We start from the raw sequence: 16,538 nt of genomic DNA on the forward strand, positions 1-16,538 counted from the left end.
CCAGACAGACCCGTCAACTTCAACTCTGCAGCGAGACCGCTATGAAGCCCGAAAGCCCGTTCAATACCTTGCCTGTTGTGGTGGTCATACTGGCGCTTGCGATTGTCGGGATCGAAGTTGTCTTTCAGCTTGCGAATGCGGGGATCATCGGCGGCCCGCGCGGTCTGGGCTGGCGGCTTGCCGCGATTGAGGAATTCGGCTTTGCCCCTGCGGTGCTGGACCGTGTGCTGGTGAGCGGGGACTACAGCCTTGATATGCTCAAGCGTTTTGTCACCTACACCCTTATCAATGGCGATCTGATCCAGATGGCGTTTTGTGCGGCTCTGGTCCTCGCTTTGGGGAAGTTCACAGCAGAGTATTACGGATCGCTCAAAGTGCTGGTTGTCTATGTTGTCACCAGCATTGCCGGTGCGGTTGTTTTCGGCCTGCTGGCGGGTGACAACACATTGCTGATTGGGGCCTTTACGCCGGTTTACGGCCTGATCGGTGCCTATACCTATGTGTTGTGGCTACGGCTTGGAATTGCCGGAGAAAACCAGATCATGGCGTTCCGGCTGATCGGGTTTCTCTTGGCGATCCAATTGATCTTCGGTCTGATCTTCGGCGGCAACAGCCAGTGGATTTCGGAGCTTGCGGGTTTTGTGACGGGTTTCGTACTCTCGACACTTCTGGCACCCGGCGGGTGGGCCAGTCTTGTGCGCCGGATGCGGGAACGGTCCTAGCGGCGCAGGTTGCGTTTGAACTCGGACAGTTTGAACGCACCCAGCAGGTGACCGATGCCAAAGTAGCTGACCATGCCGATCAGCACCAAGACGAGCAGGGCCAGATAACGCAGAGTTGCGATGCCAAAGAAGGGTGTCATCACCGTTGCACTTGCAAAGAGGATCGCCCCCATTGCGAGCGCGGACAGAATGATCCGCCCCAACCGTTTCTTGAAACGCGCGTCGAACTTGCCAGCGTCGCCCATGGTCCGCGCGCCGCGCATCAGCATGACAACCATCGCCCAGCCCGTCAGGGACGTGCCGATGGCGGCCGCAATAAAGCCGATTTGCGGTGATAATCCGATTGCCAGTGCTGCATTCAGGACCATGGCGGCAAGGGCGTAATAGAAGGGCCTTTTGGTGTCTTCGCGGGCAAAGAAGAGCGGTTGCAGGGTCTTTTGCAGCACAAAGGCAGGCAGGCCCAGACCGTAGACCGCGACGACCAGAGCGGTCGCGGCGGTGTCGTCGCTGGTAAATGCGCCGCGTTCGAAAAGGACACTGACAAGCGGGATCGGGATCGCCATAAGTGCAACAGAGGCGGGGATGGTCAGGGCAAGGCTGATTTCAGAGGCACGGTTGAAGGCGTCCTGTCCGCCTGCGTCGTCACCCGCGCGCAGGCGGCGTGACAGATCGGGCAGCAGCACAACCCCGATCGCGATGCCCACGACGCCAAGAGGCAATTGATAGAGACGGTCGGCGTAGTTCAGCCAAGCAACAGCACCTTCAAAGAAGCTGGCGACTTGGCGACCGACCAGAAGATTGATCTGCACGACACCGCCCGCAAGCGCGGCAGGGGCTGCGATAACCGCGAGGCGTTTGAGTTCCGGTGTGAGCTTGGGCATGCCCGGGCGCAGGGCATAGCCCGCGCGCTTGGCTGCAACCCATACCAGCGCAAGCTGGGCAAGGCCCGCGATTGGTACGGCGAACGCGAGGGATTGGCCGATGGTGGACTGGGCCTCGGGGGCGGTATGATCGCCGGTGACGCCGGTGATGATCAGCGCCACGATGAAGATGACATTCAGCAGGACAGGTGCGGCTGCCGCTGCGGTAAACCGGCCCACGGCGTTGAGGACCCCCGACATCAGCGCTGTCAGCGAGATGAAAAGGATATAGGGAAAGGCAATCCGGCCGTAATAGACAGCCAGATCAAAACGCTCGGTGCCTAAAAACCCGCTGGCCATCAATGTCACAAGCGCGGGCATGAAGATCACGCCGATCACCGTAAAGACTGTCAGCACGCCGGCAAGGCCGACAAAAGCATCCTGGGCAAAGCGCCGGGCGTCTTCGCCGGCTTCGACTTTCTTGGAAAACATCGGCACAAAGGCCATGTTAAACGCGCCTTCGGCAAAAAAGCGGCGGAAGAGATTGGGCAGCGAAAAGGCCACCAAGAATGCCTCGGCTACGGGGCCGGTGCCAAGGTAGGCCGCGATCATGATGTCGCGCACAAAACCCACGACACGGCTGAGCAATGTCCAGATGCCGACCGTGAAGAAGCCAGCCATCAGACGGATGGGTTTCATCCTGCCACCGCCTGCTCGGCACCTTGGGCGATGGCTTCGCGCAGTTTGCGTTCCAGCGATGCGCGCTTGGCTTCGTTGTAGTATTTCAGCCCGACCATGTCTTTGACATAGAAGGTATCGACGACCTGCTCGCCGTAGGTCGCGATCACGGCTGACGCGATATAGACGTGATTGTTCGCCAGCGTGCGCGTCAGATCGTAGAGCAGCCCCGGCCGGTCGCGCGTGTCGACCTCGATGATCGTATAGATTTCGGAGCCTTCATTATCGAAGCTAATGGTCGTCGGCACGCGGAAGGCGCGTTCGCGCTTCTTGATCTTGTCTTTGTCTTTCAGCGCTTCTTTGGCGACGATTTCACCCCGCAGGATGCGCTCAATCATGGTGCGCAGGCGCGGCATCCGTGCGGCCTCATAGGGGTTGCCGTCATCGTCCTGTATCCAGAAAACAGCCGTCGCATAGCCGTCTTTGGATGTGTAGGTCCGTGCATCCACGACGTTGGCGCCGACCAGCGCCAAGGCGCCTGTCATGCGGCTGAAGAGACCGGGATGGTCGACCATGGCAAAGCAGGCGCGGGTCGCGTCGCGGTCGTCATCGAGCATAAGGTCGATCTTGATTTCGTCGTCCTTGATCTCGGAAAGAAGTCTTGCAAAGACAACTTGCGCCGAGAGCGGAAGCCCCTGCCAGTAGGTGCCATAGTGGCGACCGATTTCGGTTTTGAGCGCTTTCTTGTCCCAATCCGCAAGCTCGGCGCGCAAGGCGCGTTTCGCTTCGGCCTCCTGGCTTTCGCGGTTGAGGTCTTCAAGGCCGGTTTCCAGCGCCGATTTGGTCGCTTTGTAAAGGTTGCGGATCAGAACCGCTTTCCAGTTGTTCCAAGTCCCCGGGCCGACGCCGCGAATATCGCAGACCGTCAGGGTGGTCAGCAGTTCCAGCCGCTCGACCGATTTCACCGCCTTGGCAAAGCCGCGCACGGTCCGTGGTTCAGAGATGTCGCGTTTTTGCGCCACATCCGACAGCAAAAGGTGATAGCGGATCAGCCATTCGACCGTATCGCATTCCTTCTTGTTCAGCCCCAGCCTTGGGGCAACCTTGCGCGCAATCTGGGCGCCAAGGATGGAATGGTCTTCGTCACGCCCTTTACCGATATCGTGCAGCAGGAGCGCCACATAAAGCACCTTGCGGTTCGCGCCGCGTTCCAGAATACCTGAACAGACCGGCAATTCCTCGATCAGTTCCTTGCGTTCGATCTGCGCCAAGTTGCTGATGCATTGGATCGTGTGTTCGTCCACCGTGTAGTGGTGGTACATGTTGAACTGCATCATCGCGACGATGGGCGCGAATTCGGGGATGAATGCGGCCAGCACCCCTAATTCGTTCATCCGTCGCAGCGCCCGTTCGGGGTTGCCGTGCTTCAGCAGCAGATCAAGGAAGATCCGCCGCGCCTCTTTGTCGTTGCGCAGGTCTTCGTCGATCCGGTGAAGATTGGCCGAGATCAGCCGCATTGCATCGGGGTGCAGCAATGTGCCGGTCCGCAGCGCCTCTTCGAAGATCCGCAGCATGTTCACCTTGTCGGCAAAGAAATCCCGCTCGTTGGCAATCGTGAGCCGGTTCTGCTTGATCGCATAGGGTGGCTTTGCCTTCTTGCGCCGCGCGAGAAGCCGCACGAGCACGGGTTCTTGCTTGGTGTGGTTGGCTTCGAGTGCCGTCAGGAAGATCCGCGTCAATTCGCCCACATGGGTGGCCTGCCGGAAATAGGCCTGCATGAAGTGTTCAACGCCGCGGCGGCCGCCGTGATCCGTGTATCCCATCGCGTCTGCCACCTGAACCTGCATGTCGAAGGTCAACTGGTCGACAGGGCGCCCCGCGATCAGGTGCAGATGACAGCGAACTGCCCAAAGAAAGTCTTCGGCGGTGACAAAGGTTTCAAATTCTTCGGCTGTAAAGACCCCCAGATTGACCAGATCGGCCGCGTCTTTCACGCCATTGATATATTTGCTGATCCAGAACAGGGATTGCAGATCACGGAGCCCGCCCTTGCCTTCTTTCACATTCGGTTCGACGACGTAGCGCTGCCCGCCCTGTTTGCGGTGGCGTGTGGCGCGTTCTTCCAGCTTGGCTTCGATAAAATCACTGGCGGTTGTTTTGAACAGGTCGGTCCAGAGGCGTTGTCCGAGTTTCGCCGCGAGATCGGCATCACCGGCCAGATACCTGTATTCCACAAGCGAGGTGCGGATCGTGTAATCTTCCTTCGCCAGACGCAGGCAGTCTTTGACGGTGCGGCTGGCGTGTCCGACCTTCAGTTTCAGATCCCACAGCATATAGAGCATGGATTCGATGACGCTCTCCGCCCAAGGCGTGATTTTGTAGGGCGTCAGAAACAGTAGATCGACATCCGAATAGGGTGCCATCTCGCCACGGCCATACCCGCCCACGGCGATCAGCGACAAACGCTCGCCTTCGGTCGGGTTTGGAAGGGGGTGCAGGTGCTTTTGTGCAACGTCCATCACCGTCTGCACGATCTGGTCGGTCAGCCAGCTATAGGCGCGGGTCGTGGGGCGCGATGCGAAAGGCTGTGCCAAGAAGGCTGCCGCGATCTGGGCCATGCCATCGCGGCGCGCTTGGGACAATGTGGCAACGGTTGCGGCGCGGATGTCGCGTTCGGATGATGCGGTCGCGATTGCTGCCGCGATCTGGGCTTGGACCGCGTTGTTGTCAAAAATGACGGACGCCGGGCAGATCAAACTGTCCGGCGTGCTTTGTGCTGATGCTGGTATGCGTTCAGAGGCCTGGGGTGCCAAAACTTCTTGGGGCTTGGTCAAGGATTACAACCTGATTGTTTTGAAATGTAGCAACGGCAAGGCCGCGCTGGTTAAGGCCATTTGGCAGCAGACGGAAGACACCTGACGTGCCGCGGAACCCTTGAGGTTGGGTGAGGGCCTCTTTCGTCACGGCCTGTGTGTTGCCTGCCGCTGCAAGCGCACCGATCGCCGCGATCCCGTCATAGGCAAGGCCTGCCAACGGATGCGGAGTTTCGCCATAGGTCGCGGCGTAGCGGTTGGCAAACAGTGTCGACGGTCCCGGATCGGGGACCGTGAAAAGTCCGCCTTCAAGCCCGGGCAGAGCGGCCATCTGGGGCAGTGTGTCCCAGCGGGTCAGGCCGATAAAGCGGCTGCGGTCTGTATCCATGCCCGCATCGGGCAGAGCCGTTGCAAGGATGGGCAGATCGGCATTTGCGCTGGCCGTGGTAAAGACGCCCTGCGCGCCCGAACTGCGCACATTCGACACAATCCGGCGCGTGGCCGTAAAGATGCCTTGCTGCGACAGCTGGTAGCTATCGACGCCAGAGACTTCCCCACCGTTTCGCTGAATCGCCGAGGTGATTGCATCGCGGCCAACGCGACCCGGCAGATCGTCACCGTGGACGACGAAATAGCGGCTGATGCCCTGACGCGTGCCAAACTGGACAAGACGATCTGCCGTATTGTCAAATGTCGGCCCCAGAATGAACACGTTGCCGCCTGCGAAGGCGCTGTTGTTCGAGAAGGCAAGCACGTTCACATTCCGTCCTGCGATGGCAACACCCGCGGCGTTTGCGGCCTCGCCATAAAGCGGCCCGATAATGATCTTCGCCCCTTCATTGACAGCTTGCGCAGCCGCCAGAGCGGCCTGTTGCGGGTTGCCACCGGCGGTGTTGTAGACACGCAGGTCAACAGTTGCGCCTTGGAGGTCCGCAATCGCAAGGCGGGCCGCATTTTCAAAATTCCGCGCAAGTTGATTGTCGGTTTCCTGCACTGAACCGCCCGGCACCAGCAGGGCCACTTCGATCGGCGCATTGGGGTTTATTGCGCGGCCGACATTGGCGTCAGGGGCCAAAGTGACATCACAGGCAGCCAGCCAAAGCAGGGCGGTAACTGCAAAAAAGCGCGCGAGCGACTTGCGGGCGTTGCTGAAACGAGCAAACATGCGTGGTATTCCTCCTGTTTCGCGCGAACGGCAGTTGGCCGAGGCCTCATGTCCCGCCGCGATGTTGAGGTCCATCATAAAGCAGGGGGCCAGCGGGTCCAGAGATGAATTTTATAAGCAAGCCACTCTCTGCCGGTCTGTATTTCGTGGCCACGCCAATCGGATCGGCGCGCGACATCACGTTGCGCGCGCTGGATATTCTGGCGTCCGCTGATTTGATTGCCGCCGAGGATACGCGGACAGCGCGCAAGTTGATGGAAATTCACGGCGTGCCACTCAATGGGCGCAAGGTCGTGGCGTTTCACGATCACAGCGGTGAAGGGGCTGTCGCACGACTGGTTGCGGATATGAAGTCAGGAAAATCAGTGGCTTATGTTTCTGAGGCAGGCACACCTTTGGTGGCTGATCCAGGGTATGAATTGGGCCGCGCGGCGATCAAAGAGGGGGTGGAGGTGACGACTGCACCGGGCGCCTCGGCTGTGCTTGCGGCCTTGACTGTCTCCGGCCTTGCGACGGATCGCTTTGCATTTGTGGGGTTCTTGCCTGCCGCGAAGAAACAGCGCGAAACCGAGATCGCTGCGCTGCGCGATATTCCTTTTACGCTGGTGTTTTATGAAAGCCCGAAACGCGTTGGGGAAATGTTAGCTAATTTGCGCGATATCTTGGGGGATGAACGGGAAGCGGTGGTTTGCCGTGAATTGACGAAAAAGTTTGAAGAAATCACGCGCGGGTCGCTTGCGACGCTTGCGGATGATTTTGCTGAGCGGTCGGTGAAGGGTGAACTCGTTGTACTCGTTGGCCGTGCTGGTGCCGTTGAGGTAGCTGATGACGATATTGACGGGGCGCTGCGTGAGGCGATGAAAACAATGCGTGTGAAAGATGCGGCGACGGTTGTGGCCGGCGCGTTGGGCCTGCCGCGTCGGCAGGTTTACCAGATTGCCTTGCAGTTGGGGGATGAGGAATGAGCGGATCTGTCGGATATCATGCGGGATTGGCGGCAGAGGATATGGTCGCCAGTGACTATGCCAAACGCCATCACGCGATTGCCGCGCGGCGCTGGCGCGGAAAGGCCGGCGAAATTGACCTGATCGCCCGCGACGGTGACACGGTGGTCTTTGTCGAGGTCAAGAAAAGCAAGAATTTTGCGACGGCCGCTGCGCGACTGGGGCAACGGCAAATGGCACGGATCGTGGCCAGTGCAGGCGAGTTTCTGGCCAATGAGCCGCGCGGTCAATTGACCGATGTGCGGTTTGATCTGGCGATTGTAAACGGTTCTGGTGCCCTGAAAGTGATTGAAAACGCCTTTATGGAATTCTGAGGCCCATTGCACCTGCGCGCAGGCTGGGCCATCAACACGCCAGCTTGATAATGCAAGAGGCCTGCCATGACGCTTAAGATCGCTTTCCAGATGGACCCGATTGGGCCGATCAATATTGATGCCGACAGCACCTTCCGCATCGCCGAGGAAGCGCAGGCGCGGGGGCATAGCCTGTTCTATTATACGCCTGACAAGCTCGCCTATGATCAGGGCCGCGTGATGGCGAAGGGTTGGCCACTCACGGTGCAGCGCGTCAAAGGTGATCACTTCACGTTGGGCGATGAGCAATATGTCGATCTGTCGGAATTCGATGTGGTCTGGCTTCGGCAGGATCCGCCGTTTGACATGAGCTATATCACGACAACCCATATTCTGGACATGATCCATCCCAAGACATTGGTGGTGAATGATCCGTTCTGGGTGCGCAATTATCCTGAAAAACTTCTGGTGCTGAATTTCCCGGATCTGACGCCGCCCACGATGATTGCCCGTGATCTTGAGACGCTCAAGACATTCCGCGCGCAGTATGGCGACGTGATTCTCAAGCCGCTTTATGGCAACGGTGGTGCGGGTGTCTTCAAGATGAAGGGCGCCGACAGCAACCTTGCGTCGCTGCACGAGCTGTTTTCGGGCATCAACCGTGAGCCGCTGATCATGCAGCAGTTTTTGCCGGATGTGTCCAAGGGCGATAAACGCGTGATTCTTGTCGATGGTGAACCGGTCGGCGCGATTAACCGTGTGCCTGCCGCGGGTGAAACCCGTTCGAACATGCATGTGGGTGGACGCCCCGAGAAAGTGGAACTGACCGACCGCGACCGCGAGATTTGCGCGCGGATCGGCCCGCTTTTGCGCGAAAAGGGCCAGATTTTCGTCGGCATCGACGTGATCGGGAAATGGCTGACCGAGATCAACGTGACATCGCCCACCGGCATTCAGGAGCTGGAGCGCTTTGACGGTGTCAACATCGCCGAGAAGATCTGGCAGGCGATCGAGGCACGGCGCTAGACCTCTTTGGTCATCGCCAGCCGGTAGCTGACCGCCTCGGCCACGTGGGGTCTTTGGACATCTGCTTCACCCTCCAAATCCGCGATTGTCCGCGCTACCCGCAGGACGCGGTGATAACCACGTGCCGAGAGGCCAAAGCGTTCCGCGATCTTGAGCAGGAGTGCGCGTCCCTCTGCATCAGGTGTTGCGATTTCGTCCAGCAGATGACCTTCGGCGTCGGCATTGACCCGTGCAGTGCCATGCCCCGCAAACCGTGCGGTTTGGATGTCGCGGGCCTTGTGAACGCGGCTGGCGACCGCAGCCGAGCTTTCGCCGGTTTCGGGGAGGTCGAGGTCGGTAAAGGCGACGGCAGGTACTTCGACCCGCAGATCGAAACGGTCCATCAGCGGGCCTGAGATGCGCCCCAGATAATCCTCGCCACAGATCGGCGCACGGGTGCAGGCGCGGGCCGGATCAGCGAGGTAGCCGCATTTGCAGGGGTTGGCCGCCGCGACCAGCATAAACCGGCAAGGATAGCGCACATGGGCATTTGCACGGGCCACGACGACTTCGCCGGTTTCGATCGGCTGGCGCAGGGTCTCAAGCACGGTACGCGGGAATTCCGGGAATTCATCCATGAACAACACGCCGTTGTGCGCGAGACTGATCTCGCCGGGTTTGGCGCTGCGGCCACCGCCGACGATGGCTGCCATCGACGCGGTGTGGTGCGGTTCGCGAAAGGGGCGTTCGCGGTTGATCCCGCCTTCGTCCAAAAGCCCTGACAGCGAGTGGATCATCGAGGTCTCAAGTGCTTCGGCTGGCGACAATTGCGGGAGGATGCCGGGGATGCGGGCGGCGAGCATGGACTTGCCCGAGCCGGGCGAGCCCACCAAAAGCAGGTGATGCCGACCGGCGGCTGCGATCTCCAGCGCGCGTTTGGCCCGTTCCTGCCCTTTGACTTCCGACAGGTCGCGTGCACCGTTTCGTGCCAGAACCTCGCCCGGTTGGGATGGTTGCAGCACGGCCTGCCCTGTGAAATGCCGCACCATTTCGGCCAGACTGCGGGGGGCGATGACGTTGACAGAGCCGACCCACGCCGCCTCTGCGCCGCAGGCCTGCGGGCAGAGCAGGGTGCGGTCGCCTTCGGCGGCGGCCATGGCGGCGGGTAGTGCGCCGACCACAGGCACCAAGGTTCCGTCGAGGGACAATTCGCCCAAAGCCACCGTCTGGGACGCGACATCCTGCGGAATGATTTCGAGCGCGGCCAGCAGGGCCAGTGCGATGGGCAGATCGAAGTGCGACCCTTCTTTGGGCAAATCGGCGGGAGAGAGGTTTACAGTGATCCTTTTGGACGGCAGGGCGATAGCCATCGCGCTGAGTGCGGCGCGCACTCGTTCGCGCGCCTCCGAGACGGCCTTGTCGGGCAAACCCACGATGGCGAAGGCCGGAATACCAGGTGTCACGGCGCATTGCACCTCGACCAGGCGCGCCTCGATCCCTTCGAAAGCAACAGTGTAGGCCAAAGCGACCATGGCGTTTTCCCCGTTTATGGTTAACGGGTACGGCCTGGGTCTTTAAGAAAGGTTAACTTATCTCAGCGGGCCAAGGCTTTTGTGCAAGCGGCAACGGGTAGGGAAAGGGGCTGTGCGTCTCTTTCAGCGCCTCTTGTCGCCATGCCAGAAAAGCGGGGTCGGAGAGATGGGCCGCGACATAGGCACGGGATTCTTCGCTGACCGGCAGATCATATGCGGTGATCCGCATTGCAACGGGGGCATAAAACACATCGGCCAAGGAATAGTCGCCAAAGAGCCATGGTCCGTTTTGTCCGTGCCTTTCGCGGGCAAGGGACCACAGGTCTTCGATGCGGCGCAGGTCTGTTTTGACGGCGTCGGCGGGTACGAAACCCTCCCAGACAAAACCTAGCATCATGGGGCAGGCGTTGCGCAATGCGCCAAAGCCGCTGTGCATTTCTGCGGTGATGGAACGGGCGAGTGCGCGGGCGGCGGGATCGCGGGGATAAAGGGCGCGTTCGGGATGGTTTTCGGCAAGCGTTTCGGCCATCGCCATGCTGTCGCTCACCACATATCCTTCGGAGGTTTGCATCACAGGCACGGTGCGGGCGGGGGCGAGATGTGCAAGGTCCGCCTGCATCGTTCCTGAGTAGAGCCCGACCATATGTGCCTGATAGGGCAGCCCGAATTTTTCCAGCATCAGCCAGCCCCGCAAGGACCAGCTACTGAAGGTGCGATCACCGATGTAGAGTTGATATGTCATGCAGTAAGGCTAGCCGCACGGAAACTGTTGTGGCGATCAGTATTCTGTGACGTCCTGCATCACGGTTTGTGATTGATATGATCGGCGGACCAGCCGGTTGACTTGCAGGACAGGGTTGTGACCGACAGGTTCTCAATCTTGTGCCCAAAGGCCTCATAGGCGCCGATACCCAATGCGCGCTGAAGCTGGGTGAGAATAACACCAAAATGGGCCACAACAATCAGATCGGGGTGACCCGCGCGCAGGTATCCGTCAACTGCGCGATCGACGCGCGCACGGACCGCGTTCCAGCTTTCGCCGTTCGGCGGGGCGATGGTGCCGGGGGTTTCCCAGTAGGCGCGGATTCTCTGCGGATCTTGGGCCTCTACCTGGGCGAAATTGCGCATTTCCCAGTCGCCAAAGTTGATTTCGCGCAGGTCGGGGGCGTGGGGCAGGCGCACTTTGGGGGCCAGTGCATCTGCGGTGGTGATCGCGCGGCTGAGGTCGGAGGACACAACAGGTGCGTCAGGCAGGAAGGCACGCAGTCGGCTGATGGCGGCGGTGTCGGACAGGTCGGCCGGCAAGTCTGTCCAGCCGACCATCGCTTTGGCATGTGTCGGCCCGTGCCGGACCAGCCAGAGCTTGGTCACGGGAGCGTTCCCTTGAGAACCAGTGGAAGGCCAGCCATGACGGCGACCACAAGACCGGCCTCGGCTGCAATCCGTTGATTGAGCGCACCCTGTGCATTGCGGAATTTGCGTGACAGGGCGTTGTCGGGCACGATGCCTTGGCCGACCTCGTTCGAGACGATAACGACAGGGCCCTGACATGTAGCGATTGCCGCTAGCAGCGCGTCGGTGTGTTCGCCCACGTTGTGTTCGCCCAGAACCACGTTGGTCAGCCAGAGTGTGGCGCAGTCGATCAATACGGTCTGTCGGGGAGTGATTGCCGCCAAAGCGGGGCCAAGATCCAGAGGTTCTTCGATTGTCGTCCAGCCTGTCCCGCGCATGTCACGGTGCCGCGCGACCTTCTGGGCCATTTCATCGTCGAACACCTGTGCGGTCGCCAGATAGACGGGCGCATTCCCGCTTTGCAGCACAAGGTTTTCCGCGAAAGCGGATTTACCAGAGGCTGCTCCGCCAAGAACGAGCGAAAGTTTCGGCAATGGCATTTTCTTCACTTTTTTTGATCCATTTTGGAAACGCCTTCGTAACTAATTCAAACAACAAAGTTAATGCAACACACTGCGACTTGGGAGAATAACAATGGGCGTGACCGGTTTTTCTGATCAAACTTTGTCTCGGACAGCGATGAAAGCAGAGTTGCTTGACGCTGAGACCGAATTGGCTTTGGCTTATGCTTGGCGGGACCAGCGCGATGAACAGGCGCTGCACCGGCTTATTACAGCTTACATGCGTTTGGCCATTTCGATGGCATCCAAATTCAAGCGCTATGGCGCACCAATGAACGACCTCATTCAAGAGGCCTCTGTTGGTCTGATGAAGGCGGCAGACAAATTTGATCCTGACCGCGGCGTGCGGTTTTCAACCTACGCCGTCTGGTGGATCAAAGCGTCGATTCAGGATTACGTAATGCGCAACTGGTCGATGGTACGGACCGGTTCGACATCTTCGCAAAAGTCGCTGTTTTTCAACATGCGCCGCGTGCAGGCCCGGCTCGAGCGCGAAGCGGCGGCCGAGGGCCGCGAGCTGGACCGTCACGAAATGCGCGAATTGATTGCGATTGAAGTGGGCGTACCGTTGCACGACGTCGAGATGATGGAAGGCCGCTTGTCCGGTTCCGATTTTTCGCTGAATGCCACCCAATCCGTTGATGATGAAGGCCGCGAGTGGATTGATGCGCTCGAGGATGACGGTATGCAAGCGGCTGAAAGAGTCGAGAATACGCACGACAATGAAACGCTGCGCCAGTGGTTGCTGACCGCCTTGTCAGGGCTGAATGACCGTGAACAGTTCATTGTCCGCGAGCGGAAGCTGCGCGATGAGCCGCGCACGCTGGAAAGCCTCGGGTCCGAACTTGGTCTGTCGAAAGAGCGCGTGCGTCAGCTTGAGGCGGCAGCCTTTGGCAAGATGCGCAAGAGCCTTGAGTCGCAAAGCGCAGAGGTGCACGCGTTTTTTGCCTGATCGCGGACATTGTGTTTCCGGTCTGATCTGACCTAGTGTCGGGCAAACCTGATCGGAGCGCTCTGATGCTGGCAAACAAGCATATCCTCTTAATCGTTGGAGGCGGCATTGCCGCCTTCAAGTCATTGGACCTTGTGCGCCGATTGCGCGAAGGTGGCGCGCAGGTGACGCCTGTTCTGACCAAAGCAGGGGCCGAATTTGTCACCCCGCTGAGCCTGTCGGCGCTGTCCGCGTCGAAAATCTATCAGGACCTGTTCAACCTCACTGATGAGGCCGAGATGGGGCATATCGAGTTGTCACGCGCCGCCGATCTGATCGTGGTGGCCCCTGCTACGGCTGACTTGATGGCCAAAATGGCGGGTGGCTTGGCGAATGATCTGGCCTCAACCCTGCTTTTGGCGACCGACAAACGCGTCTTGATTGCGCCATCAATGAATGTCCGCATGTGGACGCATCCGGCGACCCAGCGCAATCTGGCGACCTTGCAAGATGACGGTATTCTGGTCGTTGGTCCAAATGAGGGCGACATGGCGTGCGGTGAATATGGTCCGGGGCGCATGGCCGAAGTGCCCGAGATTATTGCGGCCATTGGCGCGGCACTTGCCGATGGTCCCTTGAAGGGCAAGCATATCATTGTCACCTCTGGTCCGACCCACGAACCGATTGATCCTGTGCGCTATATTGCGAACCGGTCGTCCGGTGCGCAGGGCACAGCAATTGCGGTAGCACTTGCGGCACTGGGCGCGGAGGTCACTTTTGTGACAGGTCCGGCGGACGTGCCACCGCCGATGGGTGTGCATACGGTGAAGGTCCAGACGGCGAAAGAGATGTTGGCCGCCGTAACATCGGCGGGTGCAGCTGATGCGGCTGTTTTTGCGGCGGCTGTCGCGGATTGGCATGTGGCGAATGCAGGCAACAGTAAGATCAAGAAAGACGGCGCGGGTCTGCCACGTCTCGATTTTGCGGAGAACCCTGACATTCTGGCGACAGTCTCGCAAAGGGCCGAGGGCCGTCCGGGGTTGGTCGTGGGCTTTGCCGCCGAAACCGATGATGTGATCGCCAATGCGACGGCGAAGCGCTTGCGCAAGCAGTGCGACTGGATCGTTGCTAATGATGTATCACCGGAAACAGGCATTATGGGCGGGTCAGAAAATGCCGTTACGCTGATCAGCGATGCAGGGGCGGAAAACTTTCCACGCATGACGAAAGCAGATGTCGCCGCGATGCTAGCCGGCCGGATAGCAGAGGCACTTGCGTGAGTGTGACGGTACAATTTCAGTGGATTGAGGGTGCGGATCAGAGCCTTGGCTTGCCGACGTATGAAACGGCAGGGGCGGCAGGGGCCGATCTGCGTGCCAACTTCGCTGACCCTCAGGCCATGACGCTGGCCCCCGGTGCGCGGGCCTTGGTGCCGACCGGTCTGCGCATGGCGATCCCTGCGGGATACGAGGTGCAGATCAGGCCACGGTCTGGCTTGGCGCTCAAGCACGGGGTGACATTGCTGAATACTCCCGGCACGATTGATAGCGATTATCGGGGGCCTTTGGGCGTGATCATGGTGAATTTGGGGGATGCTCCTTTCGAGGTAACCCATGGGATGCGGATCGCGCAGATGGTGGTCGCACCTGTTGTGCAGGCGGGTTTTGAAACAGTTGCACGTCTAGATGAAACCGCGCGTGGCGCGGGCGGATTTGGGTCCACAGGCCAATGATTATGGTCGGTACAATGGCGATAACCCTTTGGGTTATCGGGTGGGCCATGAAAGTGCCTTATGCCGTGCGTTGGAATATGATGGCGCTTTTGCTGGTGGGTGTCATGCTGGTGCATGTGATCCTGCCGGATGGGCACCCTTTGCGCATGGCGACGGGTGGTGATGCGCGGCTTTGGGCGATCTTCTTCGGCTTTGGCGTGATCGTCTGGGGGTATGGCAAGCTGCTGCGCCGCCTGCGGTCGCGGGTGACGTCACAAGAGGCGGTACCTGTAAAATCAGAGAGTTTTTCACCAACGGAACTGGACCGCTATGCGCGCCACATTATCCTGCGCGAAGTAGGCGGACCGGGGCAAAAGGCGCTGCGCGATGCGAAGGTTCTGGTTGTGGGCGCGGGTGGTCTTGGGGCACCTGCGCTGCAATATCTGGCGGCCGCAGGTGTCGGAACGATTGGTGTGATTGACGATGATGTTGTCGAAAACGCCAATCTGCAGCGGCAGGTGATCCATCTTGACCGGAATATCGGGGTGCCAAAGGTCCATTCCGCAGCCGAGGTCATGCGTGCGCAGAACCCCTTTGTCACCGTGCGCCCCTATCACCGCAGGTTGGAGGCCGAGATCGCGGCGGAGTTGTTCGCCGACTACGACATTGTGCTGGATGGCACCGATAATTTCGCGACCCGCTATCTGGTGAACCGCACGGCTGTGGCGACGGGCAAGCCACTGATCGCGGCCGCGCTGACCCAGTGGGAAGGGCAGATCAGTGTCTATGATCCGGCCCATGGCACACCCTGTTATGAATGTGTGTTTCCTGAAGCGCCTGATCCGTCACTGGTGCCCAGCTGTGCCGAGGCGGGCGTGATTGGCCCGCTGCCCGGTGTGATCGGGGCGATGATGGCAGTTGAGGCGGTGAAGGCAATCACCGGCGCGGGGCAGGGCCTGACAGGGCGTTTGCTTATTTATGATGCGCTTTACGCCGAAACCCGTACTATTGTTGTGAAACCGCGTGCGGACTGTCCTGTTTGCCACGGCAAGGGCTTGCGCGGGGCAGAGCCACATTGATAGTGGCGCTGAAATTATCAACTGGGAGCCTGCTATGAAATTCCTTGCAACACTGGCCGCGTGCCTTTTGGCGACAACCGCTGTCGCAGACGGTCATCTGCCAAACCTCGAAGGTCGCGAGATCGTCGTTGTGACCGAAAACGCCTATCCGCCACTGCAATTCATCGACACGAGCGGCAATGCGGTTGGCTGGGAATACGACGCGATGGCCGAGATTGCGCAGCGTCTGAACGCGACCTTGGTGTACGAAAACATCAGCTGGGATGCGATGATCCCTGCTGTCTCGGAAGGGCAGTTTGACCTTGGCATGACCGGCATTACGATCCGTGAAGATCGTGCCGAAGTCGTGGATTTTTCCGACAGCTATATGACCTCGGAAATGGTGATGATGGTGCGCGGTGATGAGGACCGTTTCACGGATGCCGCGAGCTTTGCCGCCAATGATGACCTGCTGATGGCTGCGCAGCCTGGCACGACGCCGTTTTATGTCGGCGTTTATGACGTGCTGGACGGCGATGAGGCAAACCCACGCATCAAGCTGATGGAAACCTTTGGCGCGACGGTTCAGGCCTTGCGGACTGGCGATGTTGATCTCGTGCTGACCGATGGCACGGCTGGCAACGGCTATGTCGAAGCCTCTGATGGCGGGCTGAAAATTATCGGCGAAAAGCTGGGAACCGAGGACTTTGGTTTCATTTTCCCCAAGGGGTCCGATCTGGTTGAACCGATCAACGCGGCGATTGCGGATATGCTGGCCGATGGCACGATTGATGCGCTGAACACGCGTTGGTTCCTTGACTACAAGCTGGGTGAATAAGCCCTGAACGGGAGG

The 16,538-nt window shown here is 59.4% G+C and carries 16 protein-coding genes; 9 read left to right on the top strand and 7 right to left on the bottom strand.

Annotation, left to right across the window (positions count from 1 at the left end):
- Positions 1–41: 41 nt before the first annotated feature.
- Positions 42–722, top strand: coding sequence for a rhomboid family intramembrane serine protease (locus tag C7964_RS10995; protein WP_110280235.1), 681 nt, complete (start codon positions 42–44; stop codon positions 720–722).
- Here C7964_RS10995 and murJ read toward each other — a convergent pair.
- From murJ to C7964_RS11010, 3 genes are read right to left on the bottom strand one after another with little or no spacing between them, the layout of a single operon-like run.
- On the bottom strand, positions 719–2,281 hold the full coding sequence (gene murJ, locus C7964_RS11000; protein ID WP_110279717.1) for a murein biosynthesis integral membrane protein MurJ: 1,563 nt from the start codon (positions 2,279–2,281) through the stop codon (positions 719–721). The genes C7964_RS10995 and murJ overlap by 4 nt on opposite strands.
- Positions 2,278–5,073, bottom strand: coding sequence for a [protein-PII] uridylyltransferase (locus tag C7964_RS11005; protein WP_110279718.1), 2,796 nt, complete (start codon positions 5,071–5,073; stop codon positions 2,278–2,280). The genes murJ and C7964_RS11005 overlap by 4 nt, the downstream gene beginning before the upstream one ends.
- The gene (locus tag C7964_RS11010; RefSeq protein WP_110279719.1) at positions 5,054–6,238 is read right to left on the bottom strand and encodes a penicillin-binding protein activator; all 1,185 of its coding nucleotides are present in this window, start codon (positions 6,236–6,238) and stop codon (positions 5,054–5,056) included. Before C7964_RS11010 ends, C7964_RS11005 begins: the two co-directional genes overlap by 20 nt.
- Before the next feature lie 104 nt (positions 6,239–6,342).
- Between C7964_RS11010 and rsmI the strand changes: the two genes are divergently transcribed.
- From rsmI to gshB, 3 genes are all read left to right on the top strand, one after another.
- On the top strand, positions 6,343–7,203 hold the full coding sequence (gene rsmI / locus C7964_RS11015; protein ID WP_110279720.1) for a 16S rRNA (cytidine(1402)-2'-O)-methyltransferase: 861 nt from the start codon (positions 6,343–6,345) through the stop codon (positions 7,201–7,203).
- Positions 7,200–7,556 (top strand): YraN family protein, encoded by a 357-nt coding sequence (locus C7964_RS11020; protein WP_110279721.1) that lies wholly within the window; start codon positions 7,200–7,202, stop codon positions 7,554–7,556. The genes rsmI and C7964_RS11020 overlap by 4 nt, the downstream gene beginning before the upstream one ends.
- A 66-nt stretch (positions 7,557–7,622) precedes the next feature.
- Positions 7,623–8,561, top strand: coding sequence for a glutathione synthase (gshB, locus tag C7964_RS11025; protein ID WP_110279722.1), 939 nt, complete (start codon positions 7,623–7,625; stop codon positions 8,559–8,561).
- Here the strand turns inward: gshB and C7964_RS11030 are convergent.
- The 4 genes from C7964_RS11030 to cobU are packed head-to-tail and all read right to left on the bottom strand — an operon-like array spanning position 8,558 to position 11,964.
- The gene (locus tag C7964_RS11030; protein WP_110279723.1) at positions 8,558–10,072 is read right to left on the bottom strand and encodes a YifB family Mg chelatase-like AAA ATPase; all 1,515 of its coding nucleotides are present in this window, start codon (positions 10,070–10,072) and stop codon (positions 8,558–8,560) included. The genes gshB and C7964_RS11030 overlap by 4 nt on opposite strands.
- 52 nt (positions 10,073–10,124) lie before the next feature.
- Positions 10,125–10,814 (bottom strand): glutathione S-transferase, encoded by a 690-nt coding sequence (locus C7964_RS11035; protein WP_110279724.1) that lies wholly within the window; start codon positions 10,812–10,814, stop codon positions 10,125–10,127.
- Between the two features lie 59 nt (positions 10,815–10,873).
- Positions 10,874–11,443, bottom strand: a complete 570-nt coding sequence (locus C7964_RS11040) for a histidine phosphatase family protein (protein ID WP_110279725.1) — start codon at positions 11,441–11,443, stop codon at positions 10,874–10,876.
- The gene (gene cobU / locus C7964_RS11045; RefSeq protein WP_110279726.1) at positions 11,440–11,964 is read right to left on the bottom strand and encodes a bifunctional adenosylcobinamide kinase/adenosylcobinamide-phosphate guanylyltransferase; all 525 of its coding nucleotides are present in this window, start codon (positions 11,962–11,964) and stop codon (positions 11,440–11,442) included. Before cobU ends, C7964_RS11040 begins: the two co-directional genes overlap by 4 nt.
- A gap of 94 nt (positions 11,965–12,058) precedes the next feature.
- On the opposite strand from cobU, the gene C7964_RS11050 reads away from it, so the two are divergent.
- The 5 genes from C7964_RS11050 (at position 12,059) to C7964_RS11070 (ending at position 16,523) form a co-directional block, all read left to right on the top strand.
- A complete protein-coding gene (locus C7964_RS11050) occupies positions 12,059–12,937 on the top strand; it encodes an RNA polymerase factor sigma-32 (protein ID WP_110279727.1) in 879 nt (292 codons plus the stop codon).
- A gap of 65 nt (positions 12,938–13,002) precedes the next feature.
- Positions 13,003–14,196 (top strand): bifunctional phosphopantothenoylcysteine decarboxylase/phosphopantothenate--cysteine ligase CoaBC, encoded by a 1,194-nt coding sequence (gene coaBC / locus C7964_RS11055; protein ID WP_110279728.1) that lies wholly within the window; start codon positions 13,003–13,005, stop codon positions 14,194–14,196.
- A complete protein-coding gene (gene dut, locus C7964_RS11060) occupies positions 14,193–14,648 on the top strand; it encodes a dUTP diphosphatase (protein WP_110279729.1) in 456 nt (151 codons plus the stop codon). The genes coaBC and dut overlap by 4 nt, the downstream gene beginning before the upstream one ends.
- Positions 14,645–15,706, top strand: coding sequence for a HesA/MoeB/ThiF family protein (locus C7964_RS11065; RefSeq protein ID WP_110279730.1), 1,062 nt, complete (start codon positions 14,645–14,647; stop codon positions 15,704–15,706). The genes dut and C7964_RS11065 overlap by 4 nt, the downstream gene beginning before the upstream one ends.
- 34 nt (positions 15,707–15,740) lie before the next feature.
- On the top strand, positions 15,741–16,523 hold the full coding sequence (locus C7964_RS11070; protein WP_110279731.1) for a transporter substrate-binding domain-containing protein: 783 nt from the start codon (positions 15,741–15,743) through the stop codon (positions 16,521–16,523).
- The last annotated feature ends 15 nt before the right edge of the window (positions 16,524–16,538 follow it).

This window comes from Loktanella sp. PT4BL (genome assembly GCF_003201935.1).
GTDB lineage: Bacteria > Pseudomonadota > Alphaproteobacteria > Rhodobacterales > Rhodobacteraceae > Yoonia.

Excerpts from the sequence above, each read along its gene's own strand:
- C7964_RS10995 (WP_110280235.1), top strand. The coding sequence starts at position 42 with ATGAAGCCCGAAAGCCCGTTCAATACCTTGCCTGTTGTGGTGGTCATA.
- murJ (WP_110279717.1), bottom strand. The coding sequence starts at position 2,281 with ATGAAACCCATCCGTCTGATGGCTGGCTTCTTCACGGTCGGCATCTGG.
- C7964_RS11010 (WP_110279719.1), bottom strand. The coding sequence starts at position 6,238 with ATGTTTGCTCGTTTCAGCAACGCCCGCAAGTCGCTCGCGCGCTTTTTT.
- rsmI (WP_110279720.1), top strand. The coding sequence starts at position 6,343 with ATGAATTTTATAAGCAAGCCACTCTCTGCCGGTCTGTATTTCGTGGCC.
- C7964_RS11020 (WP_110279721.1), top strand. The coding sequence starts at position 7,200 with ATGAGCGGATCTGTCGGATATCATGCGGGATTGGCGGCAGAGGATATG.
- gshB (WP_110279722.1), top strand. The coding sequence starts at position 7,623 with ATGACGCTTAAGATCGCTTTCCAGATGGACCCGATTGGGCCGATCAAT.
- C7964_RS11030 (WP_110279723.1), bottom strand. The coding sequence starts at position 10,072 with ATGGTCGCTTTGGCCTACACTGTTGCTTTCGAAGGGATCGAGGCGCGC.
- C7964_RS11035 (WP_110279724.1), bottom strand. The coding sequence starts at position 10,814 with ATGACATATCAACTCTACATCGGTGATCGCACCTTCAGTAGCTGGTCC.
- cobU (WP_110279726.1), bottom strand. The coding sequence starts at position 11,964 with ATGCCATTGCCGAAACTTTCGCTCGTTCTTGGCGGAGCAGCCTCTGGT.
- C7964_RS11050 (WP_110279727.1), top strand. The coding sequence starts at position 12,059 with ATGGGCGTGACCGGTTTTTCTGATCAAACTTTGTCTCGGACAGCGATG.
- coaBC (WP_110279728.1), top strand. The coding sequence starts at position 13,003 with ATGCTGGCAAACAAGCATATCCTCTTAATCGTTGGAGGCGGCATTGCC.
- C7964_RS11065 (WP_110279730.1), top strand. The coding sequence starts at position 14,645 with ATGATTATGGTCGGTACAATGGCGATAACCCTTTGGGTTATCGGGTGG.
- C7964_RS11070 (WP_110279731.1), top strand. The coding sequence starts at position 15,741 with ATGAAATTCCTTGCAACACTGGCCGCGTGCCTTTTGGCGACAACCGCT.